This window comes from Campylobacter concisus, from assembly GCF_902460715.1.
GTDB classification, from domain to species: Bacteria; Campylobacterota; Campylobacteria; order Campylobacterales; family Campylobacteraceae; genus Campylobacter_A; species Campylobacter_A concisus_AK.
The window spans coordinates 1,050,166-1,071,469 of the sequence record NZ_CABPUX010000001.1 but is presented as its reverse complement, the minus strand read 5'-3'; the positions used below and the strand labels follow the sequence as shown (position 1 = coordinate 1,071,469).

Here is a 21,304-nt window from a genome sequence, read left to right as displayed (position 1 = left end):
TTATTGAAGTGTGCCGATGATAGCGGATTTTGGCTTAAATTCCACCATAAATCTAACTGGCAAAATTTTCAAATTTGAAGCATTTGTGACCTGCGCATTTTTGACATTTAGCTCATTTTTTATCATCACTTTTCTTAAGGCAAAGCAGTCAAAAATTTCATCTTTGTGTAAATTTAAAAAGCCAAGAGTTGTGGTGTTTTCATCTTTAAAAGCATCTATCTGACAAAGAAATTTTGGTTTTGGATTTGGCGAGAGAGTCATCGCCTTTGAAAATGAAATTTCCTCAAAGGAAACTATTTGATTTTTTGTATCGACCTTCGCCCAGAAGATAAACTCCTCTAGGCAAAAGGCGAAATTTAAAAGTATCGTTAGTAAGAAAAGACTTCTCGCCACTTATCTTCGTCTATCTTAAGCTCCATATTTACCTTATAAAGCCCGTCTTTGAAATTTTCATTCACGATCCTTGCGTTTTTGACAAGACCTTGAACCTTTGAAGTGATAGATGAGTCGTTTAGCATCGCGTCTCTTACGGTGTCTTCAGCGTTGATCTTTACGCCGTAAAGCTTACCAGCAAGCTGCGAATAAGCATCAGCCATCGCTGCTCTTTTTGCAAGAGTGACTGACTGAGCGTATGAGAGCGAATTTAGCGGAGCTATGCCCTCGCCTGTGGCTCTAAAAGTGGTCTCTCTTGGAGCGCTATCATATATCATCTTCTCTTTTTTCATCACCTCTCTAAGATCGTCTTTATCGACCTTTTGGATGACTACGTTGCGGTTTGATGTGCTAGTTGGCTCGCCCATAAAGCCATTAAATGAGCAACCACCAAAAATAGCGATCATCAAAGCAAAAGATAAAATTTTAACCTTCATAAACAACCTTTTTTATGCTTTTATTTAAAATTTAATAGCAAAATTTATTCCAAAAGCCCCATATCTTCGCTTGGTGCTTCGTCCTCATCTTCGCCATCATCTGCCTTAGGGCATCTTGCGATACTTACAACATCATCGCCATCTACATTTACGACGATAACGCCGCTTGTGTTACGTCCTGCTTTGCGGATGCTTTGCATATCAACTCTTATCATCTTGCCGCTTGATGTTAGAGCCATAAGATCTTGCTCTTCATCAACCATCACAACGCCCACTAGATCGCCTGTTCTACTTGTTAGCTTCATGCAGATGACGCCTTTGCCGCCGCGGTTTGTCAAGCGGTACTCATCAGCGGTTGTGCGCTTACCGATACCTTTTTGAGATATGCTTAAAATTTCTTGATCATTGCTTTCGATGACTGCTGCACCTACGACCTCATCGCCTGGCTCTTTAAATTTGATACCAGTTACGCCGCGTGCAGTTCTTCCCATTTGACGAACTTTGCTGATCTTAAATTTAAGGCACATACCTTTTTTGGTAACGACAAATAGCATTGTCTCATCGCCTGAGTTTGCGTCCTCTTCGGCATTTACATTATCTTCATCGATCTCGTTTTGAAGCTCTTCAACTTCAAGCACCTCTGTCTCAACGCTTAGCTCATTTTCAGGGTCAGTTACTGGCATATCATCGTATGTTTGGGCGATGAGTGCAGTTACTAGCTCGTCGTTCTCATCAAGGCTTATAGCTCTTACGCCAACTGAGCGGATGTTTTTAAACTCGCTTAAATTTGTGCGTTTTACGATGCCATTTTTAGTGAAGAACGCTAGCGATTTACTCTCGTCAAAGTCGGTCGTTGGGATGATCGCTTTGATCTTCTCATCAGGCTGCAACTGGATCAAATTTACAACTGCTTTGCCTTTTGCTGTGCGGCTTCCCTCTGGGATTTTATAGACTTTTAGCCAGTAGAGCTGTCCGCGGTCAGTCACAAACATAAGCGTATCGTGGGTATTTGAAGTAAAGAAGCTCTCTATAAAATCATCATCGTATGTCGTAACCGCTACTTTGCCCTTGCCGCCGCGTTTTTGCTTCTCATACTGCTTGCTTGGCACACGCTTGATGTAGCCGCGGTGAGTTATGGTTACGACCATATTTTCATTTGGTATGAGATCTTCGATGTCGATATCATCGTAGTCATCAACGATCTCAGTCACTCTTGGTACTTTAAATTTATTTTTGATCTCAAGAAGCTCTTCTTTGATCAAATTTTCAAGCAATGTCTCGCTCTTTAAAATTTCATCAAGTCTTGCGATCTCAGCCATAAGCTCAGCTAGTTCGGCCTCTAGTTTTTCTCTCTCTAGGCCTGTAAGCTTGCTTAGACGCATATCAAGGATAGCGTTTGCTTGAAGCTCTGAGAGGTTAAATTTACTCATCAAGCCTTCTCTAGCAACGGCTGTATCGGCACTATTTCTAATAAGCTCGATCACCTCGTCGATGTTATCAAGTGCGATCTTTAGACCTTCTAAGATGTGGGCTCTTGCGCGCGCTTTTTCAAGCTCAAATATCGTTCTTCTAATGATGACTGTTTTTCTGTGATTTAAAAATAGCTTAAGTAGTTCAATAAGGTTAAATACCTTTGGCTCTTTGTTATTAATAGCAAGCATAATAACGCCAAAAGTGCTCTCCATCGTGGTTGATTTAAAGAGATTATTTAGCACGATGTCGCTCATCGCGTCGCGTTTTAGCTCGATGACTACGCGAATGCCGTCCTTATCAGACTCATCTCTAACCTCGCTTATGCCATCTATCTGCTTATCTTTTACAAGCTCAGCGATCTGCTCGATAAGCCTTGCTTTGTTTGTTTGATAAGGTAGCTCGTCGATTACTATGACATCTTTGTTTGGCTTTTTTTCTATGTGAGTTTTGGCTCTTAGTTTGACCCTGCCACGACCTGTGCGGTAGGCCTCTATGATGCCTTTTTTACCAAAGATGATACCGCCAGTTGGGAAGTCTGGACCTTTTATAAATTCCATCACCTCTTCAAGTGTCGCCTCTTTGTTTTCAAGAAGTAGCAAAAGACCGTCTATTAGCTCATCAAGGCTGTGTGGTGGGATATTTGTCGCCATACCGACCGCAATACCGCTTGAGCCGTTTAATAATAAATTTGGCACACGGCTAGGCAAAACATCTGGCTCGACCTCTCTATCGTCGTAGTTTGGTACAAAATCAACCGTATCTTTGTCAATATCTTTTAAAAGCTCTTCAGTAAGCATGGTCATTCTAGCTTCGGTATAACGCATCGCAGCTGCGCTGTCACCATCAATCGAGCCAAAGTTTCCTTGTCCATCAACGACTGGATAACGCATAGAAAATTTCTGAGCCATACGAACAAGTGCGTCATAAACCGCTGTGTCGCCGTGTGGGTGGTACTTACCGATGACTTCGCCGACGATACGAGCTGACTTCATATAGGCACTTCTGCTGCCAACACCGAGGTTATCCATAGCGTATAAAATTCTTCTATGAACTGGCTTTAGTCCGTCTCTAGCGTCAGGCAAAGCACGTCCGACGATGACGCTCATAGAGTAGTCAAGATAGCTATTTTTTATAGAATCTTCGATATCAACTGAAGCGATATCTTGAGTTAATTCAAGTAGATTGTCTTTCATTTTTATCCTTAAATTTAGCTTGTGGGATTTTAGCCAAAAATTGATAAAAACTTTCTAAGGGCAAAGCGGCCTGGGTTAAATTTAACCCTTAAGCACGCTCGTAATATGTAGCTCCGTTTGAAAAACGCTTTGTGTAAAGTGGGGTGTATGGCACAAGATCAGCGTGTCCTGCGTAGAGCCTGCCCTCTGGTTTAAGTAGTTTGTGAAGTCTTTCTACGCACTTTAGCCTAAACGCATCGTCAAAATATATCATCATATTTCTTGAAAGGACGATGTCAAATTTACCAAGATTAAACATCGCATCGTCAAAGACATTTAAAATTTTAAACTCACACCTTGGCAAAATTTCTTTTTTGATGAAAAATTTGTCATCTTTTTTTGTAAAAAATCTCTCTTTTTGAAACTCGCTTAGCCTGTGTAAGCTCCTCTCGCCATAGCATCCGACGCTACAAGCTTGTATAGCTTCTGAGTTTATGTCGATGCCAGTTAGCTGGATATCACTTTGTTTAAGGCCAAATTCATAAGCAAGCATCGCAAGCGAATAGACCTCATCGCCAGTTGAGCAAGGCGCACATAAAATTCTAGCCTCCCCAAGCTCTTTTGCGTAGTAGATCACGTCTTTTAGCTGGGCTAGCTCTCTATAAAAATATGTCTCATTTACGGTGACTAAATTTAAAAGATCTTGCCTGAGTAGCGTGTCAAATCTTATCATCGAAACTAGATCTTTAAAGCTTTTTATCTGGCGATTTTTGGCAAATATACTAACTCTTTGCAGTGTGATGTCTCTCTTTGGCTCCAGATCGACCCCACAAAGCGTCTTTATAGTGCTCATAAATTCGTTAAATCCTTCCATGTCGCTTGGTGCTTTTGCCTCTAAAACTTCGCTTTGTTTATTCACTTTGTTAAAAAGCATTTAAAAACTCCTCAAGCTCTTTTCTTATCATCATTAAATTTAACGATTTTAAATTTTGATTTAGCTCCTTAGCACGCTTTGGCATGCCATAAACTATGGCGCTCTCTTCGTTTTCAGCTATGCATTTTGCGCCTGCTTTGTAGAGCTTATCAAGCCCAGCTGCACCATCATCGCCGATACCAGTTAGCAAGATCGCTAGTAAATTTACATTTTTGGCGATCTGCGTGCCTGAGTTAAAAAGCACATCAACATTTGGCGTGTATATCGTTTTTATCTCAGGTTGTGGCTTTGCGCTAACTGGCAAAGTCGCTGAAATTTCAAAATTTTGATCACAGATATAGACGATATTTTCTCTTAAATTTGTCTTTTCGCTTAGAATTTCAACATTTATATTGCACTCCCTGCCCATTTGCGTGACAAATGAGTTTATAAACATCTTATTCATATGCTGAGCTATGACGACCATCGCACCATTTAAATTTATATCTTTTAATAGTTTTTTTATATGACCTGGGCCTCCTGTAGAAGCCCCTATTAAGACCAGTTTTTGAGCCACTAATTGCCTTTAAATTTAAAATTTACCACACAAATCAAGTTCTAAATTCGCCAAGTTTTGCATTTAGCGTATCTGTCATCTTGTTTAGATGCTCAGCAGCTGAAGCTATCTCTTCTACGCTTCTTGCACTTTGAGATGAAATTTGACTTATGCCCTCCATGTTTTTTACTATATCGTCAATATCCTTGCCGGTCTTTATATAGTCCTCGATAGTTTTATCAGATAGTCCTATGGCTGATCTCATGATATCACTCATATCTCGTATGGTCTTTTGCGCGTTGTTTGCCACGCCTATTAGCTCGCTTATTTGCTTAGAGTTTATACTCATTTGCTCGCTACTTTCATTTATCGCTTGAACGATGACGTTGATAGTTGCGTTTATCTCAGTGAGGCTCTTTTGAGTGCGCTCAGCTAGCTTTCTAACCTCATCTGCAACGACTGCAAATCCACGTCCATGCTCGCCTGCACGTGCTGCTTCAATGGCTGCATTAAGGGCTAGTAAATTTGTCTGATCTGCTATGTCGTTGATAACCACAAGGACTGATTTAACCTGCTCGGCATCACGGCTAAGCTGCTCGATCTTGCCAGCCATTTGATTTTCTATATCTGATGTCTGAGCGATCTCTGAAGATAAATTTGAGATGGTATTTAGCGTCTCATCAACGTAGCTTAGCGCCTTTTGAAGATCATCTTTGCCGCCTTTTGCAACTTCGATTGACTCTTTCATATATGATTGTATCTCAGTGCAATCCTTCCCAGCGTCCTCAACTATCTTGCTTGAGTTTTCTACCCCGCGACCAGTTTGGACTGAGGTTGAGCTAAGCTCGTTTGCGATAGAACTGTTTTCGTTTGAGATATTTTTAGCTTCTGAGATCAAAACCCTTACTTTTTCTATAAATTTATTTATGGCTTCGCTTGCCTTTGCTATCTCATCTTTGCCTACAACTTCTAGTTTTCTTGTTAGATCGCCATCGCCGCTTGAGAGGTTTGTAGCTCGCAAGATTAGCTCATTTAGCGGTTTTGTGATAGAAAATTTAGAGTAGAGCATGGCAACTATTAGTGAGATGATTAAAACTATGACGGCTATGACGATGAAATTTGTAGTGTTTGCATTGGCATCATTTTGCATGGTAGCTGAAATTTTATCTATCTCTTTATACATGCCCTCAAGATCAACAACAGACATCAAAAGCACATCCTCATGAAATAAATTTAGCTTTTGTCCACGTGCTATCTTTCTTATAGTATTGCCATCCTTTGACTTCGCAACAAAATTTACAAAGTCTCCATTACTATTTTGCTTAGCCTTTTCGATAAGCTCTTTTACATATTTATAGCCATTTGCATCAGTTGCATCAAGCCTATTTTGTCCATTAAATTCAGGTATACCAGGGTTTGCAATAACCACACCATCTATTGTTGAGAGACTAAAGTAACCAAGCTTACCATCACCAAATCTAGCCCTTGAGAGATAGTCGATGATATCTTCTTTTTGATCTTCTATGGTCTCGTTTGCGTCGTCATAGACCTCTTGAATTTTTAGCAAAATGTTTGAAACGATATCCATCTCTTCACTTAAAGCTGCCCTTTTATCGGCTAAGACCGTTTCAGTCAGCTGTTTGGTAGAAAATTCTATCGCTTTGTTTTGCTCGTAAATGTTTAGAAAGACTAAAATGGCTCCAAGCACCAGTAGGGACGAGACGATCATCATCGTCACTTTTGATGAAATCTTCATAATACCTCCTTTTTAATGTTTAAATTTCCCTAATTTTGAGATTATAGCACTATTAAAGTGCAATATTTACTTTTTATTTGTGATCTTATATAAAAAGCTAAATATCTCGGCCACCGCCTTATATAAATTTGGCGGTATCTCTTGATCGACCTCGACCTTGCTTAAAATTTCAATAAGATCAGGGTCCTCTTTGATAGGTATGTCATGCTCTTTTGCTAGGCTTATTATCTTATTTGCTATCTCGCCAGCACCGCTTGCAAGCACCTTTGGAGCGTTATCTTGCGATCTGTTGTAGCCAAGAGCGACGGCTTTTTTCTTATTTACTTGCATCAAATTTTCTTATCAAAGCCCACATCAAGGCCGCCAAAATTTTTAAATCTATCGTTTAGCTTCACCTTTGGCAAGGTTTTGATGTTAAAATTTGAAACGATCAGTCCAAGCTTTGAGATAGCCTGCTTTAGCTCGCTTGAATTTCCTAAGATAAGCTCTTTAAACTCATTTGTCTGCGTTGCTACCGATAGATCGATATAGCGTTTATCCACAAGCCCAACCATCACATTTATCTGGCCAAATTTCTTGAAATTTAGATCGATCTGGGCATAAAATTTATCCTTTTTGCCCTGCTTAAATGCGACATTTCCGCCCTCCACGCCGTCCCAGATATATGGCATATAAGTTTGTATGCCCCCTTGCAAGCTTGAGACCATCTGGTGCATCTCGATCTGCGAGATCATCTTGTTTGCGGCATTTACGGTTTGGGGGTTTTGGCTCTTTTCGCTTATGTTTAAAAGCGTGCTTTTTACATCTTGATTTAGCACCTTTGAAATTTCACTCTGGCTCTTTGTCGTGATGTTATTTATATCATTTGTGGCTAGTTTTAGTTGCTTTAAAAGCGCCTTACTTTCGGCTAGATCGCTTTTTGCCGTGCTTGCTTCTGGATCTGCTAGGCTAAGGCTATGAGCGAGGCGTCTTGCCGCACTTTGGAGCTTATCTTGCAAGCTACCCTCTTTTGAGACGTCGCTAAGCTCGTTAAACGCCTTTACAAGTCCAGCCTCATCGCCTATATTATTTAGCATTTTTAGATCGTTTTTTAGGCTCTCAAGGATAGCTTTTAGCTCTTTGTGGTTTGAGCTAAAAGCCGCACTTTGATTTAGCTTTTCGCTAGCTAAATTTGCTACCTTCTCGCTTAAATTTGAGATGAAATTCTCCATCTTGCTGGTCTGATTTTTTACCGCGTCTGCGCTTTGCTCTTTTGAGAAGTTTTTATCTAGAAATTTAGCCACATTATCAAGCTTATCCACATCTTTTAAAAGCGTTTTTATACTTGAGTTATCAAGGATGTTTTTAGCGTCACCGCTCGCTTTTTCAAGCATCGAAGTAAGCTTCATAAATGAGTTTTGATTATCCAAGCTCTCATCATTTAGGGTTAAAATTTGACTAAGTAAATTTTGATTTGAGAGATTTTTTATATCGCTTAGTAGCTTTTGTATCGAGCTTGGCAGCTTCTCTGGAGTAAGTGCATCTTTTAAATTTGCTTCAAGCATGACGCCTGAGTTTTTGATCTGATCATTTAGCGAGCCAGCTTTAAGATCAGCTATTGGCTTTAGAAATTCTTTTAGTTTTAGAGCAAGGCTCTTTATCTCAGGGCTTTCATTTTGCGCCGCTTCTGCCTCTAAGCTTTTGGCAAGGTCAGAGAGCTCGCTAGCTAAATTTGGAGCGATCTTTGTATCTTTTGCCTGAGATAAAATTTGCTCAGCCTTACTAAGGCTTGAAGCACTTTTTAGATCATCAAGCACCCTTGCAACTAGCTTGCCAACGTTATCAAGCGCGTTTGAGACACTCTGCTCACTTGGCGTCCCAACTGGCTGATTTTTAAAAAGCAAACCCTCGTTTTTACGGACAGGCGCGTTTTGGGTGGCGTTTTGCCCAGTTTGAACCGAGGTGTTTGATATGTTTAGAGAATTTGCTACGTCCATTTTCTACTTTTTATTTTCTCTATCGGCAAAATTGCCATTTTGCTGAATAGTCGCGATGCCAGCCGTCCTTGCAACAAGCCTGTCGTTGTAGTCTTTTCTCATGTGCTGTGGTATGGTCTTTTGCGTTAGTGCAAATAAAATGAGCCCAACATAAAGCACCAAATAGACATAGATAAAGCCAAATGCGCCAAAAATTTTCATCGCATAGCTCATAAGAAGCGGCGAGAAAAGCGAGGCAAAAGAGTAGCTAAAAAGCAGCGCGCGTGCCACTTGGACGCTCTTTGTCTTGTCTGTGATCTCGTCATTTGCCCTAGCGAGCGAAAGTCCGTATGTACAAAAAATGCCGCCACCAAAGAAAAATGAGAGGACGTACTGAACTATCAAATTTGAGCCATTTAGCAAAAATAAAGCCGCACTGATTAAAGATACAACGCTACAAAGCAAGAGCGCTGGGCGTCTGCCATATTTATCTGAAAAGCCTCCGATAAATGTTTGAGCCAAAAAGCCCCCAGCCATCGCTATAGTCATAAAAAATGACGCCTCTTTTGCGCTATATCCTTGAAGCAAGACAAAGAGGCTTGCCATAGAAAAAAAGCCATTTATCGCAAGTCCTGCAACAAGCGCTCCCACAAGGGCTAGTGGGACGATACCAAAAATTTTTGGGATGTTTATGGGTTGGCGCTGCGGGATTTGGGGCTGGTTGATGCGGATTAAATTTAAAGGTATGCTTGAGAGCATGATAAAGGCTGCGCTGATGATGAAAATTTCAAATGCGCTAAGATCAAGTGCTAAGATCAAAATTCCAAGTCCAAAGCTCGTGTAGAAAACGCACTCGTAAAAGGCGATGACGCGCGATCTTATCTTGTTTGGGATCTTAGCATTTAGCCAGCTTTCTATAACCATCAAAAGTGCGTAGTAGCAATATCCCAAAAAGGCTCGCAAAATCGCCCAAAAGATCAAATTTTCACTTATGGCGTGAAGCATGGCTGAGACTGCAAATATAGCTGAAAAGATAGCAAAAGCTCTGATGTGGCCAGTGGTTGAGATGACTCTGTGCGCTGTGATCGTGCTAATTAACGCTCCTATAAAAAATCCAGTGTTAATTAGTCCAATCGCAAGCTCGCCTACGCCATTTTGCTTAAGTAGCGCACTACAAGATGCGATGACTAGGCCATTGCCTATAAAAAGCAGGCTCATGCCCAAAAATAGCGGTCCCATCGAGCGAATGATCCTAAAGCTACTTGCCATCTTCGTCCTTTTTTAAATTATTTTGCATTATCCCAAAGATAAAAGCTCCAATAGGCATCGGAGCAAGCCCCACTAAAAAGCCAGGTACGTTTAGTAAATTTTCATTTTTTAAAAATATAAATCCAAAAAAAAGTATCGCATACGCAACCAAGCGATATGGCATAAATGCCGCTGCAAAACTCCTATCTTTAAAAGAAAATTTCTGCTTTTTTAGCCTTGCTTTTTCATCTTTTAGGCTAAATTCTTTTGCCTCTTTTTGGGGCAAAATTTCTTCATCCTCTTCGTCCTCTTCTTCTATCTTGGCTAAAATTTCATCTCTAGCATTTTCTAGCCTTGAGTTTATGCGATTTTTATAGGCAAAAAAGCTAGCCGTTAGAATGATAAGCGAGGCAAAAAATGAAATTTGCGAGCTTATAAAAAATTGATTTGATATAAATTTGCCAACCACGCTAAGGGCTAGCCAAAGCGCAAAATAGCAAAGAAAAAGCCTGCTAATCGTCCTCGTCATCATCGTCTTTTTTATAGCCTTTATATCTTGTCTCATCCTTTAGTTCATCTAGGCTTTTAACCTGCGCTTTGTAGGCTTTATAGACATTTAAAATGGCAGCTGCGATGCCAAAGGCAAGCCCTATCCAAAGCGCTGGCGTGAAATTTGTAGCCTTTTTTACAAGATATCCTAGCCCAGTGCCGATCACCACAGCCACGACCATCGATATGCCAAGGCTTAGCTGCTCAGCCCCTGCTACGATATCTTTTATCTTAAATTTTGCCATTAAGCTTTTATCTCCAAAAATGCCTCTTTAGCTGCATTTACCGCTAGATCGATATCCGCTTCACTCATCGCGTTGCAGATAAATCCCGTCTCAAACTGACTTGGTGCAAGATAAATTCCGCGTCTAAGCATCGCTTGGTGAAATTTAGCAAAGAGTTTTGTGTCGCTCTTTAGCGCATCGTCGTAGTTTTTTACTGCATGATTAGTAAAAAAGTAGCCAAACATAGAGCCACGAACCTCGGTTTGGATAGTGATGCCAGCGCTTTTTGCAGCCTCTTTGAAGCCGTCCATTAGTCTTAGGGCTAGTTTTTCAAGTCTAGCGTATAAATTTGCGTCGCTATTTATCTTTGAAATAGCCGCTATGCCAGCGCTCATCGCCACTGGGTTGCCACTTAACGTACCTGCTTGATAGACAGCGCCATCTGGGCTTAGGCAGTCCATGATCTCCGCCTTGCCACCAAATGCAGCGACGTTCATGCCACCGCCTATAACCTTGCCAAATGTGACAAGATCGGCATCTACTTCGTGAAATGGATATGAGCCAAGGCGAGAAGCTCTAAAACCACTCATAACCTCATCAAGGATAAGCACTGCGCCAAATTTATCGCAAAGCACTCTAAGCTCACGTAAAAATTTCTTATCAGCTGGCACAAGTCCCATATTTCCAGCGATTGGCTCGATTATGACGACACCTATTTTGTCTTTATTATTTTCAAAAATAGCTTTTACGCTCTCTATATCGTTGTAGATAGCTAAAAATGTATTTTTCACAACATCTTGTGGCACGCCGCCGCTTGAAGCGTTGCCATATGTCGTAGCGCCACTTCCTGCTTTGATAAGAAGTGCGTCGCTGTGTCCGTGGTAGCAGCCTTCAAATTTGATAAGTCCGTCTTTTTTGGCATATCCTCTAGCCACTCTGATAGCGCTCATGGTGGCCTCTGTGCCAGAGCTAACGAAGCGAATTTTATCTATTTGTTTAAACTCATCACATATTAGCTTTGCTAGAGCGGTCTCTTTTGGTGAGGGAGCGCCGTAAGATACGCCTTGTTTTACAGCAGAGATGATCGCTTCTTCGATATCTTTGTCGCAGTGACCAAAGATGAGCGGACCCCAGCTTTGGATGAAGTCAAGGTACTTTTTACCCTCGACGTCGTATAGATAAGCGCCCTTTGCGTGATCTATCATCACAGGCTCACCTCCAACGCTGCCAAATGCACGAACAGGTGAATTTACGCCGCCTGGGATATATTTTTTAGCTTCACTAAATGCCTCTTTATTTGTCATTTTTTATCCTTTTGATTTTGTGTTTTTAAATTTGTCTTTTGATTATCTTTTTGATTTGCTGCTGGTTTTGTTGGTGACTTTGGTGCCTGCGTGCTAGCTGGCTTTGCAGGCTCAGCTGGTTTTGCAGGAGCGCTCTTGGCTGGCTCTGCTGCTTTTGCGCTTGTGGCAGCTTTAGCAGGTTGCTCTGGCTGTTTTTGCGTAGCAGCAGGAGCGGCTGGCTTAGCTAAATTTTGCGATTTTGCCGCTTTTGCAGGAGGTTTCATCTGATTTGTGATGTATTCATAAAGGATGGTCGTCTCCTCGTCTGTCAAAAAGTAGCTTGGCATGACGCCTTTTGGCTTTGTAAGAGCTGCTTTAAAGCTTTCAAAATCTATATCATTTATCTTTGGCGCTCTAAGCTCATCATCGACCGTTTTGTTAGCTTTTTTGTCAAAATGCTTGTATTTAGAGATTAGGCTGCCTTCGCCCTTTGCGCCGTGACATTTATCACAGCCTATGCCACGCGGATTTAGGTAGAGCATCTTGGCGTACTCGGTCTTTGTGATAAAATCAGCACCAAAAATCGCCACGCAAAAAAGCAAAATCAAAAAAACAGACCTCATAAACCTCTCTTTTAAAAATTTAATTTATTTTTAGGTATGATACCACCCTTGTGATTAAAAAAGCTTTTAAGTAAGGATCGAATATGAAAATTTTAGACGGAAAAGCCGTATCTTTAAAGGTCAAAGAAAGCGTAAAAGTAAGAGCTGATGAGCTAAAGAAATTTGGTATCGAGCCAACCTTGGCCGTCGTCTTGGTCGGTGAAGATAAGGCATCTCAAACATACGTTAGAGCCAAAGAGAAAGCCTGCAACGAATACGGCATAAAAAGCGTGGCTCACCGTCTAAGCGAAAATACAACCCAAAACGAGCTACTTGCCCTTATAAACGTGCTAAATTTAGACGATAGCATCCATGGCATCTTGGTTCAACTGCCACTGCCAAAGCATATCGATACAAACGTCGTGCTCGCAGCGATCGATCCACAAAAAGACGTAGACGGCTTTCACGCTGTAAATGTTGGCAAACTTGTTAGCGGACTTGATGGCTTTGTCCCTTGCACACCACTTGGCGTTATGGAAATTTTAAAAGAGTATGGCATAGATGTAGCTGGACTAAATGCGGTGGTGATCGGCAGAAGCAACATCGTTGGCAAGCCTATGGCAAATTTACTCCTAAATGCCTCTGCAACGGTTACGGTGACACACAGCAAGACTAAAAATTTAAAAGAAATTTGCAAAAATGCTGACCTCATAGTTGCAGCCATTGGCAAGCCATTTTTCTTAAAGGCTGATATGGTAAAAGATGGCGCGGTAGTCGTTGATGTGGGCATAAACAGACTTGATGATGGCAGGCTTGTGGGCGATGTGGATTTTGAAGAGGTCGCACCAAAATGCTCATACATCACGCCCGTTCCTGGCGGCGTTGGTCCGATGACCATAGCCATGCTTTTAAACAACACAATCCTTGCTGCACAAGCAAAGATAGCTAAAAATTAAAGAGTGAGATAATGAAGAGAGCTTTTACTAAATTTTATGACTTTTGCTCGAGCTGGACAGGCACGGTTATCATCGTTTTGCTTGTCATTTTCTTTGTGGCTCAAGCCTTTGTGATCCCGTCTGGTTCGATGAAAAACACGCTTTTGGTTGGGGATTTTTTATTTGCTAAAAAGTATGTTTATGGCATACCAACGCCTAGGATCCCGTGGATCGAGACAAGAGTGCTTCCAGAGCTAAACAATAACGGCCACATGATAACAGGCGAGGGCCCGGCAAGGGGCGATATAGTCGTATTTCGCTATCCAAAAGAGGAGAAAACTCACTTTGTAAAGCGCTGCTTTGCAACTAGCGAGGACGAGATCGTTTTTACTGAAAAAGCCCTCTATCTGCGCCCAAAAGAGGGAGATAGCTTCATAAAGGCAAACTGCCGTGAAAATTTAAATGGCAAAGAGAGTAAATTTGGCTACTCATGCAGCGACATAGCCGAGCTTGATGGCAAACTTTTCATAAAAGAGCCATATAGATTTAGCGGCATCCACTACGATGAAAATGTAAATTTATTTGAGCAGATGGTTTTCATGCTAAATACAAACAAATCAAACGTTTTTATGAAGCCAGCACTCATTAGCTCACTACCGCAAAATCCAAATTTTAACTTTAATGCATTTTACGTAAAAGTGCCAAAGGATGAGTACTTTATGATAGGCGACAACCGCGATCACTCAAACGACAGCCGTTTTTGGGGAAGCGTGGCTTACAAGGACATAGTCGGTCAGCCTTGGTTTATTTATTTTAGCTGGGACAATAACTACAATGTGCGCTGGGAGCGTATCGGACGCTTTGTAGATACGATAGAAAACGATGAGTTTTTCACAAAACAAGCTCTAAAAGAGGGAGAAGTTGATGGACTTCACTAATTTTGACCCCATAAAGGTCGCCACTATCGTCATATCTTTAATAATCGCCATCGTAGGCCACGAGATCGCTCACGGATATGTCGCTTATAAATTTGGCGACAACACCGCAAAAAGCCTTGGCAGACTTAGCATAAATCCCATAAAACACATCGATCCTATCGGCACTATCATCGTGCCACTGGTGCTTTATCTAAGCACTGGCATGATGTTTGGCTGGGCAAAACCAGTGCCTGTAAATACCTACACAGTCGTGCGAAATGGCGGATACAAGGCAGCTATCTACGTAAGTCTAGCTGGTATTTGTTACAACATCATCCTAGGCATCTTATCGCTTTTTGTGCTAAAGGCTTTGCTAAATATAGAAACCTTTGAAATTTTACTTCAGTTTTTATTTACGCTTGCGCTTTTAAATTTGATGTTAGCCATCTTTAACCTCTATCCGATCCCACCACTTGATGGCTTTCACGCGCTCGAGTATGCGCTTAGAAATTTTGGCTTTCACGCACTAGCAGAAAAGCTTGAGGGTATCTCAAGATATGGATTTGTCATCCTTATCATCATCCTCATTTCGCCTTTAAAAGATACTATCTTTTATCCGACAAGATACATTTTAGATATCGCAAGCGCCTTTATAAATGGCTAAATTTAGAGCAAAATTGCTCTAAATTTTTGGCTTTGTGATCTTATAAGAGTACTCTTTTTTAAATTCCTCTTTTGGTGCAAGGCTAAATTTAAGCTCCACCTTGCCATCTTTGCTGATATCTTTTTTATCAAATCCCTTTATCTCGATCTTTACCGCCTCGTCGGCAGATACTGGCATACGATCGACCAAAGTGACCTCAACGCTCTTGCTTGAGTTATTTTTGACACTTATCTCATAGCCCTCTTCGCTTATGCGGTCTTTGCCAAGAAGCGAGCTCTTTTTAAATTTATTTAAGCGCTCTTTTTTAAGCTCGATTAGCTCGTTTTGTCCCAAAAATAACTGCGCTGGCTCATCTTTTGCTTTCATCTCAAACTCGCTTGGACTGCCAACGCTCACACCATTAACGTAAAACTGCGTTTTAGCTGGCGTTAGATCATCATTTAGCTTAAAGCTAGCTACGTTATAAGCCTTTAGCGAGCCGTAAAAATCAGCAAAAACGCTAAAATTTGCGTCCATTTTTTGCGTATCATAAGTTATATATTTGCTCTCGCCTTTTGCTAAATTTAGCCCATCTATCTTCCAAATTTTGGCAAACTCATTCTCATCTCTTTGCACACGCATATCAGCGACCTCAGCGGCGACTTTCGCGGCTCTTAGCATATTTTTCGAAGCGCCGTAACCATCAGCCTCCGCCTCGCTCTCCTCGTACCAAGGGTAAAATTTACTTGGAGCAAGCGCCTTTTGATATCTGGTTGGATAGATGGCGAGCTTTAAATTTTTAACTTCACTGGCAAATGGGTTGGTTAGTAAAATTTCTTGTTTTATCAAGATATTTTTGTTTTTTGTGTCTGCATAAATTTCATTTAGCGTCTTTGGGGCCTCATCATCCATGTATGATAGCGTCGCCTCTTTTGGACTGCAAGCAAATTTCATATCAAGCTGCAAAAATCCAGCCATTTCGCTCTTTGGCTCATTTTCTTTAAGCACTTCAAGCTCACTTTTAGCAGCTGAAATTTTCTCGATATTTTCTAGGCTAAATTTATAAAACTCATCAGCTCTTTTTGTCACATCGTTACTTTTGTTTTCTTCTACTAAAGCTTGCTCTATAAACCTACCTCTCGCATTTAGCGCCTCAAGCTTATTGTTTAAATTTGCAACTTCTTGCTTCCATTTTATGTAACTTGGGCTATTTTCTTCGCTGATCTTTTTTAGATAAGCATTTGCGTCACAATCCCCATTTATAGTGATGTTCTCACTCTGCACACCCTCTGGCACAAAGGCGCTAAAAGAGCTATTTGCGTCACTAAATTTTTGAGTGATGATGGTTTGATCTGTGTAGATCTCTATTAGATTTTCATTTGCAAAGGCTAGCGTAGAAGCCACTAAAAAGAGCGCTTTTTTCACATTTTCTCCTTTAAATTTTTGGTAAATTATAGCTTCATTTTGGCTGAGAGTAAAATTTTATTTTAATGCAACTTTGACTATAATCAACAAAAAATTTAACGGACTTTTCATGAAGATAGACAAAGTTTTCCTAGCTAGCGATCACGCTGGTTTTGAGCTAAAAAACGAGCTTAAAGAGGCTATTAAAGGGCTTGGATACGAAGTGGTTGATCTTGGTACAAACGATAAAAATAGCGTTGATTACCCTGATTATGCGCATTTGCTAGCGAGCAAGCTTGAGCCTAACTGCTACGGCGTGCTAGTTTGTGGCACTGGCATAGGCATATCAATAGCTGCAAACAGGCATGAAAACGTAAGATGTGCCCTTTGCCACGACGAATTTACCGCTAGACTTGCCAGAGAGCACAACGACGCAAACGTGATCGCTTTTGGCGCAAGAGTTATCGGTGCAGGCGTAGCTATCTCGGCGGTTGAAGCGTTTTTAAAGACTGAGTTTGCAGGCGGCAGGCACGAAAGAAGAGTCAAAAAAATCGAGCTTGAGGCATGCAAATGATAGGCGAGTGGATCGTTTTTACCGCTCTTGTTTGTGCTGCGATCTACCTAACCGTCATGGTTTTTTACTTCAAAACGCTTCTAAAAAAAGAGCGTGCGACAAAAGATTTTATGAAAAATAACCTCCAAGATACCGAGGTCGTCATAAGAAAATTTCAGATCCAACTCCAACGAAGTCTAGGCAACATCGACATCTTGACAGATGAGCTAAACAAAACTAAAAACGACGTAACCTCACTTCGCACAAGAAATTCACAGTACCGCTTAGAAAACGACAAGCTAAGACAACGAATTCGTGAGCTTGAAGGCAAGATCGAAGCGCTACTTTAACATCAAATTTAAGGAAATTTATGAAAATTTTAGATCAAAAGGGCAAAGAATTTTTACTAAACTCTATTCGCTGCATAAACGATTTTCCAAAGCCTGGCATAGTCTTTCGCGACATCACGACGCTACTAAACAACAAAGAGGCATTTAACTTTTTGATAGATCATTTGGTGGCTAGATATGAGGACGCAAAGATTGACTACATCGCTGGCATCGAGTCACGTGGCTTCATCTTTGGCGCAGCGCTTGCAGCAAGACTAAGGCTGCCTTTTGTGCCTATTCGCAAGCCAAAAAAACTGCCTTTTATCACGCTTTCTCAAAAATATAGCCTAGAATACGGCGTCGATGAAGTGCAAATTCACATCGATGCTTTTGGAGAAAAAGCAGGCGCTAGAGTGCTTTTGATGGACGATCTCATCGCGACTGGAGGCACTGCAAAAGCTTCAGTTGAGCTTATCGATCAAACTAACGCAACCTGCGTAGAAGCGTGCTTTCTCATAGATCTAGTAGATCTAAAAGGTAGCGAAAAGCTAAAGTCGCTTACTAAAATTTACAGCGTTTTAGAGGTTTAGGATGGAAGAGTTTTTTATAGAACTGCTTAAAGAGTACGGCTACATCATACTTTTTGTCTGGTGTATCATGGAGGGCGAGATGGCCTTAATAATGGCTGGAATTCTCGCTCACACCACGCACATGCACATCGCGCTTGCTATCTTTGTGGCTGGACTTGGAGGCTTTGTGGGAGATCAAATTTACTTCTACCTTGGCCGTTACAATAAAAAATACATCGCAAAAAGGCTTCACACGCAGCGGAGAAAATTTGCAGTGGCGCACATAATGCTGAAAAAATACGGCTGGCCGATCATCTTTTTGCAACGCTATATGTATGGCTTTCGTGTCATCATACCGCTTTGCATAGGACTTACCGGCTATGACGCCAAAAAATATGCCTTTATAAATTTGATCAGCGCTTGGTGCTGGGCGGCGATCACCACCATACCTGCTTGGATACTTGGTGAGCATATACTTGTGCTACTTCAAAAAGCAAAAGAGCACTGGTATGTCGCTATCCCAGTGGTTGCCATATTTATGGGGCTTTTGATATATACATTTAAGCGCATCGAAAATAAAATTTTAAACGAAAGGAGAGATAGAAGACATGCAGTTTCAAATAGTTGATAAAAAATTAAAAGATATAAAAGCTGATATTGAACTAATTTTCGTAGTAGATAAGGAGTTAAAACATAAATTTATAGGCGATAAAGAGGCTATTAAATTTAACAATTACAAAGGCGATAGCGTCCTCATCCTAAGCGAGGCAAAAAGAGCTTACGTGCCACTTTCTAAGCTTGATCTTGATGAGCTTAGAGTTGCGGCAGCTAAAGCTTACAACGCACTAAAGTCGTTAAATATTAAGAGCATAAAGCTAGCTTCTTACGTAGCGCAGTGCCAAAAACTAAGCTTTGAGGCGTTAGCTGAGGGCTTTTTACTTGGAAGCTATGAATTTAACAAGTATAAAGAGAAAAAAGAAAAATACACACTTGAAAAGGTACTCTTTAGCACAGAAGAATTTAGCGCCCAAAAGATCGATTTAAAGGCGGCAGAAGAGGGCTTTAAAGAAGCAGTGATCATCGCTGAGGCTACAAATTTCACAAAAGATATCGTAAATGAAATTCCAGAAATTTATACACCGCAAAAGATGGCGCAGGACGCTTTAAATTTAGCCAAAAACATCGCAAGCATAAAGTGCGAGGTCTATGACGAGAAATTTTTAGCCAAAGAGAATATGAACGCATTTTTGGCGGTAAATCGCGCAAGCGTGCATAAACCAAGGCTCATCCACCTAACCTACAAGCCTAAAAAATCTAAAAAACGCATCATCTTTGTCGGCAAAGGGCTAACATACGATAGCGGCGGACTTAGCTTAAAGCCGGCTGATTATATGCTCACTATGAAATCAGACAAAAGCGGCGCAGCAGCAGCTCTTGGCATCATAAAAGGTGCAGCGGAGTTAAATTTACCATTTGAAATTCACGCCATTTTGGGCGCAACTGAAAATATGATCGGCGGAAATGCCTACAAGCCTGATGACGTGCTTATTTCAAGAAGTGGCGTTAGTATAGAAGTAAGAAACACCGATGCAGAGGGACGTTTGGTGCTGGCTGATTGCCTAAGCTACGCGCAAGACTTTAAGCCAGACATCCTAATCGACATGGCAACCCTAACTGGCGCTTGCGTCGTGGGACTTGGCGAATACACAACAGGCATCATGGGCAACAGCGAGAGCCTAAAAAGCGAGTTTAAAAACAAGATAAAAGATAGCGGCGAGCTAGCGACTACGCTTGATTTTAACCCTTATCTTAGCGAGCTTATCAAAAGCCAGATCGCAGACGTTAGCAATTGCGCCTCAAGCAGATATGGCGGCGCGATCACAGCTGGCATGTTTCTAGCTAAATTTATCAAAGATGAGTATAAAGATAAGTGGCTACACCTTGATATCGCAGGCCCGGCATACCGCGAAAAGGCTTGGGGATACAACCAAGCAGGTGCGAGCGGAGCAGGAGTTAGGATGAATTTATACTTTTTACAAGCACTTAGCAAGGAGAATTGATGGGACTTTCAGTTGGAATAGTAGGCCTACCAAATGTGGGCAAATCAACGACATTTAACGCACTTACAAAGGCGCAAAATGCCGAGAGTGCGAACTATCCGTTTTGCACGATCGAGCCAAACAAAGCCATCGTGCCAGTGCCTGATAAGCGCCTAAATGAGCTTGCAAAGATAGTAAGTCCTAATAAAATTCAATATTCAACCATCGAATTTGTAGATATCGCAGGCCTTGTAAAAGGGGCAAGCTCTGGCGAGGGTCTTGGCAATAAATTTTTATCAAACATCAGAGAGACCGAGCTTATTTTACACATAGTTCGCTGCTTTGAGGATGAGAACATCACTCACGTCGAGGGTAGCGTCGATCCAGTAAGAGACATCGAGATCATCCAAACCGAGCTGATACTAGCTGACATCGAGCAGCTTAATAAAAAGATAGAAAAGCTCACAAGAGAGGCAAAAGCAAATGCAAAAGGCGCAAAAGAGGCGCTTGAGATAGCAAATTTGCTTCTAGCTCACCTAAACGATGGCAAAAGTGCAAGTAGCTTTGAGCAAAGAGATAGTGAGGCGTTTTTGGTACTAAACAAAGAGCTGAGACTTCTAAGCGCAAAAGAGGTAGTTTATGGCGCAAACGTCGATGAAGAGGGACTTAGCGAAGATAATAAATTTGTAAAAGCGCTAAAAGAGTATGCTAAAGCTTCAGACCACGAGGTGATAAAGCTTTGCGCCAAGGTCGAAGAGGAGCTAATAGGTCTAAGCGATGAGGAGGCTCACGAGTTTTTAGCATCTCTTGGAACGAGTGAGAGCGGCCTTGAAAAGATCATCAAAACGTCTTTTGCAAAGCTAAATTTGATAAGCTATTTCACCGCTGGCGTCGTGGAAGTAAGAGCTTGGACGATCACAAATGGCTGGAAAGCGCCAAAAGCAGCAAGCGTCATCCACAACGACTTTGAGAGGGGCTTTATCAGAGCTGAAGTGATAAGCTACGAGGACTATATCGCACATAGCGGCGAAAACGGAGCTAAAGAGGCTGGCAAGATGAGACTTGAGGGCAAAGACTACATCGTGCAAGATGGCGATGTTATGCACTTTAGGTTTAATGTCTAAATTTAGCCCTTTTTGGGCTAAATAGCTAAAATTTGCGCATTAGATATTTAAGCCTTGGGTTGCAAGGCAAAAATAAATTTTTTATAACAAGTTTTAAAAAATACGATAAGTCATAATCTTATATCTTATTAATATATTTAAATAATGTAAAAGCTATCGACTTAGTAAAAACAAATACCAGCTTACAGATG

Annotated in this window: 22 protein-coding genes and 1 pseudogene; 9 read left to right on the top strand and 14 right to left on the bottom strand. The window is 41.2% G+C overall.

All coding sequences use genetic code 11. From position 1 onward, the window contains the following. The 13 genes and pseudogenes from F3G91_RS05280 to F3G91_RS10215 form a co-directional block, all read right to left on the bottom strand. Positions 1–393 (bottom strand): hypothetical protein, encoded by a 393-nt coding sequence (locus tag F3G91_RS05280; RefSeq protein ID WP_149700912.1) that lies wholly within the window; start codon positions 391–393, stop codon positions 1–3. Further along, a complete protein-coding gene (locus F3G91_RS05275; protein WP_002939671.1) occupies positions 369–869 on the bottom strand; it encodes an LPP20 family lipoprotein in 501 nt (166 codons plus the stop codon). The genes F3G91_RS05280 and F3G91_RS05275 overlap by 25 nt, the downstream gene beginning before the upstream one ends. Before the next feature lie 44 nt (positions 870–913). After that, positions 914–3,535, bottom strand: a complete 2,622-nt coding sequence (gyrA, locus tag F3G91_RS05270; protein WP_103580735.1) for a DNA gyrase subunit A — start codon at positions 3,533–3,535, stop codon at positions 914–916. 88 nt (positions 3,536–3,623) lie between these two features. Continuing rightward, positions 3,624–4,448, bottom strand: a complete 825-nt coding sequence (locus F3G91_RS05265) for a CheR family methyltransferase (RefSeq protein WP_149700911.1) — start codon at positions 4,446–4,448, stop codon at positions 3,624–3,626. Then, the gene (locus tag F3G91_RS05260; RefSeq protein WP_021092891.1) at positions 4,438–5,004 is read right to left on the bottom strand and encodes a CheB methylesterase domain-containing protein; all 567 of its coding nucleotides are present in this window, start codon (positions 5,002–5,004) and stop codon (positions 4,438–4,440) included. The genes F3G91_RS05265 and F3G91_RS05260 overlap by 11 nt, the downstream gene beginning before the upstream one ends. A gap of 34 nt (positions 5,005–5,038) precedes the next feature. Further along, complete coding sequence (locus tag F3G91_RS05255; protein ID WP_149700910.1) at positions 5,039–6,739, bottom strand: methyl-accepting chemotaxis protein; 1,701 nt, start codon at positions 6,737–6,739, stop codon at positions 5,039–5,041. Positions 6,740–6,805: 66 nt separating this feature from the next. Next, entirely contained in the window at positions 6,806–7,072 is a 267-nt protein-coding gene (locus F3G91_RS05250) for a FlhB-like flagellar biosynthesis protein (RefSeq protein WP_223227339.1), read from the bottom strand. Beyond that, complete coding sequence (gene fliK, locus F3G91_RS05245) at positions 7,069–8,715, bottom strand: flagellar hook-length control protein FliK (RefSeq protein ID WP_149700909.1); 1,647 nt, start codon at positions 8,713–8,715, stop codon at positions 7,069–7,071. Before fliK ends, F3G91_RS05250 begins: the two co-directional genes overlap by 4 nt. A gap of 3 nt (positions 8,716–8,718) precedes the next feature. Further along, positions 8,719–9,963 carry an MFS transporter gene (locus F3G91_RS05240; protein ID WP_149700908.1) on the bottom strand — a complete coding sequence of 415 codons (1,245 nt, stop codon included), beginning with the start codon at positions 9,961–9,963 and terminating at the stop codon, positions 8,719–8,721. Then, the gene (locus F3G91_RS05235; RefSeq protein ID WP_223227817.1) at positions 9,953–10,471 is read right to left on the bottom strand and encodes a hypothetical protein; all 519 of its coding nucleotides are present in this window, start codon (positions 10,469–10,471) and stop codon (positions 9,953–9,955) included. The genes F3G91_RS05240 and F3G91_RS05235 overlap by 11 nt, the downstream gene beginning before the upstream one ends. Beyond that, positions 10,455–10,736 carry an AtpZ/AtpI family protein gene (locus tag F3G91_RS05230; protein WP_002939762.1) on the bottom strand — a complete coding sequence of 94 codons (282 nt, stop codon included), beginning with the start codon at positions 10,734–10,736 and terminating at the stop codon, positions 10,455–10,457. Before F3G91_RS05230 ends, F3G91_RS05235 begins: the two co-directional genes overlap by 17 nt. After that, on the bottom strand, positions 10,736–12,019 hold the full coding sequence (gene hemL / locus F3G91_RS05225) for a glutamate-1-semialdehyde 2,1-aminomutase (protein ID WP_149700906.1): 1,284 nt from the start codon (positions 12,017–12,019) through the stop codon (positions 10,736–10,738). The genes F3G91_RS05230 and hemL overlap by 1 nt, the downstream gene beginning before the upstream one ends. A gap of 266 nt (positions 12,020–12,285) precedes the next feature. Continuing rightward, positions 12,286–12,621, bottom strand: a pseudogene (locus tag F3G91_RS10215) (c-type cytochrome); the annotation flags it as partial. An 83-nt stretch (positions 12,622–12,704) separates the two neighbouring features. On the opposite strand from F3G91_RS10215, the gene folD reads away from it, so the two are divergent. From folD to F3G91_RS05205, 3 genes are read left to right on the top strand one after another with little or no spacing between them, the layout of a single operon-like run. Next, complete coding sequence (gene folD / locus F3G91_RS05215; protein WP_149700904.1) at positions 12,705–13,556, top strand: bifunctional methylenetetrahydrofolate dehydrogenase/methenyltetrahydrofolate cyclohydrolase FolD; 852 nt, start codon at positions 12,705–12,707, stop codon at positions 13,554–13,556. A gap of 11 nt (positions 13,557–13,567) precedes the next feature. Then, positions 13,568–14,473, top strand: coding sequence for a signal peptidase I (lepB, locus tag F3G91_RS05210; protein ID WP_149700903.1), 906 nt, complete (start codon positions 13,568–13,570; stop codon positions 14,471–14,473). Next, positions 14,460–15,116, top strand: a complete 657-nt coding sequence (locus F3G91_RS05205) for a site-2 protease family protein (RefSeq protein ID WP_149700902.1) — start codon at positions 14,460–14,462, stop codon at positions 15,114–15,116. Before lepB ends, F3G91_RS05205 begins: the two co-directional genes overlap by 14 nt. 18 nt (positions 15,117–15,134) lie before the next feature. Here the strand turns inward: F3G91_RS05205 and F3G91_RS05200 are convergent, their stop codons facing one another. After that, positions 15,135–16,520, bottom strand: coding sequence for a DUF4139 domain-containing protein (locus F3G91_RS05200; protein ID WP_149700901.1), 1,386 nt, complete (start codon positions 16,518–16,520; stop codon positions 15,135–15,137). A 109-nt stretch (positions 16,521–16,629) separates the two neighbouring features. On the opposite strand from F3G91_RS05200, the gene rpiB reads away from it, so the two are divergent. From rpiB to ychF, 6 genes are read left to right on the top strand one after another with little or no spacing between them, the layout of a single operon-like run. Continuing rightward, complete coding sequence (gene rpiB, locus F3G91_RS05195; protein WP_148786021.1) at positions 16,630–17,073, top strand: ribose 5-phosphate isomerase B; 444 nt, start codon at positions 16,630–16,632, stop codon at positions 17,071–17,073. Beyond that, positions 17,070–17,402: a hypothetical protein gene (locus tag F3G91_RS05190; protein WP_002939538.1), complete on the top strand. Its 333-nt coding sequence runs from the start codon at positions 17,070–17,072 to the stop codon at positions 17,400–17,402. The genes rpiB and F3G91_RS05190 overlap by 4 nt, the downstream gene beginning before the upstream one ends. 20 nt (positions 17,403–17,422) lie before the next feature. Beyond that, positions 17,423–17,971 carry an adenine phosphoribosyltransferase gene (gene apt, locus F3G91_RS05185; protein WP_149700900.1) on the top strand — a complete coding sequence of 183 codons (549 nt, stop codon included), beginning with the start codon at positions 17,423–17,425 and terminating at the stop codon, positions 17,969–17,971. Between the two features lies 1 nt (position 17,972). After that, a complete protein-coding gene (locus tag F3G91_RS05180) occupies positions 17,973–18,578 on the top strand; it encodes a DedA family protein (RefSeq protein ID WP_021083652.1) in 606 nt (201 codons plus the stop codon). After that, positions 18,559–20,010: a leucyl aminopeptidase gene (locus tag F3G91_RS05175; protein WP_149700899.1), complete on the top strand. Its 1,452-nt coding sequence runs from the start codon at positions 18,559–18,561 to the stop codon at positions 20,008–20,010. Before F3G91_RS05180 ends, F3G91_RS05175 begins: the two co-directional genes overlap by 20 nt. Then, positions 20,010–21,113, top strand: coding sequence for a redox-regulated ATPase YchF (gene ychF, locus F3G91_RS05170; protein WP_149700898.1), 1,104 nt, complete (start codon positions 20,010–20,012; stop codon positions 21,111–21,113). Before F3G91_RS05175 ends, ychF begins: the two co-directional genes overlap by 1 nt. The last annotated feature ends 191 nt before the right edge of the window (positions 21,114–21,304 follow it).

What these genes read in the sequence shown, in the direction of transcription:
- F3G91_RS05180 (WP_021083652.1), top strand. Translation starts at nt 17,973, where the DNA reads ATGGAAGAGTTTTTTATAGAACTGCTTAAAGAGTACGGCTACATCATA.
- F3G91_RS05265 (WP_149700911.1), bottom strand. Translation starts at nt 4,448, where the DNA reads ATGCTTTTTAACAAAGTGAATAAACAAAGCGAAGTTTTAGAGGCAAAA.
- F3G91_RS05205 (WP_149700902.1), top strand. Translation starts at nt 14,460, where the DNA reads ATGGACTTCACTAATTTTGACCCCATAAAGGTCGCCACTATCGTCATA.
- hemL (WP_149700906.1), bottom strand. Translation starts at nt 12,019, where the DNA reads ATGACAAATAAAGAGGCATTTAGTGAAGCTAAAAAATATATCCCAGGC.
- F3G91_RS05255 (WP_149700910.1), bottom strand. Translation starts at nt 6,739, where the DNA reads ATGAAGATTTCATCAAAAGTGACGATGATGATCGTCTCGTCCCTACTG.
- F3G91_RS05275 (WP_002939671.1), bottom strand. Translation starts at nt 869, where the DNA reads ATGAAGGTTAAAATTTTATCTTTTGCTTTGATGATCGCTATTTTTGGT.
- F3G91_RS05240 (WP_149700908.1), bottom strand. Translation starts at nt 9,963, where the DNA reads ATGGCAAGTAGCTTTAGGATCATTCGCTCGATGGGACCGCTATTTTTG.
- ychF (WP_149700898.1), top strand. Translation starts at nt 20,010, where the DNA reads ATGGGACTTTCAGTTGGAATAGTAGGCCTACCAAATGTGGGCAAATCA.
- F3G91_RS05175 (WP_149700899.1), top strand. Translation starts at nt 18,559, where the DNA reads ATGCAGTTTCAAATAGTTGATAAAAAATTAAAAGATATAAAAGCTGAT.
- F3G91_RS05235 (WP_223227817.1), bottom strand. Translation starts at nt 10,471, where the DNA reads ATGACGAGGACGATTAGCAGGCTTTTTCTTTGCTATTTTGCGCTTTGG.
- folD (WP_149700904.1), top strand. Translation starts at nt 12,705, where the DNA reads ATGAAAATTTTAGACGGAAAAGCCGTATCTTTAAAGGTCAAAGAAAGC.
- apt (WP_149700900.1), top strand. Translation starts at nt 17,423, where the DNA reads ATGAAAATTTTAGATCAAAAGGGCAAAGAATTTTTACTAAACTCTATT.
- lepB (WP_149700903.1), top strand. Translation starts at nt 13,568, where the DNA reads ATGAAGAGAGCTTTTACTAAATTTTATGACTTTTGCTCGAGCTGGACA.
- gyrA (WP_103580735.1), bottom strand. Translation starts at nt 3,535, where the DNA reads ATGAAAGACAATCTACTTGAATTAACTCAAGATATCGCTTCAGTTGAT.
- F3G91_RS05230 (WP_002939762.1), bottom strand. Translation starts at nt 10,736, where the DNA reads ATGGCAAAATTTAAGATAAAAGATATCGTAGCAGGGGCTGAGCAGCTA.
- fliK (WP_149700909.1), bottom strand. Translation starts at nt 8,715, where the DNA reads ATGGACGTAGCAAATTCTCTAAACATATCAAACACCTCGGTTCAAACT.
- F3G91_RS05190 (WP_002939538.1), top strand. Translation starts at nt 17,070, where the DNA reads ATGATAGGCGAGTGGATCGTTTTTACCGCTCTTGTTTGTGCTGCGATC.
- rpiB (WP_148786021.1), top strand. Translation starts at nt 16,630, where the DNA reads ATGAAGATAGACAAAGTTTTCCTAGCTAGCGATCACGCTGGTTTTGAG.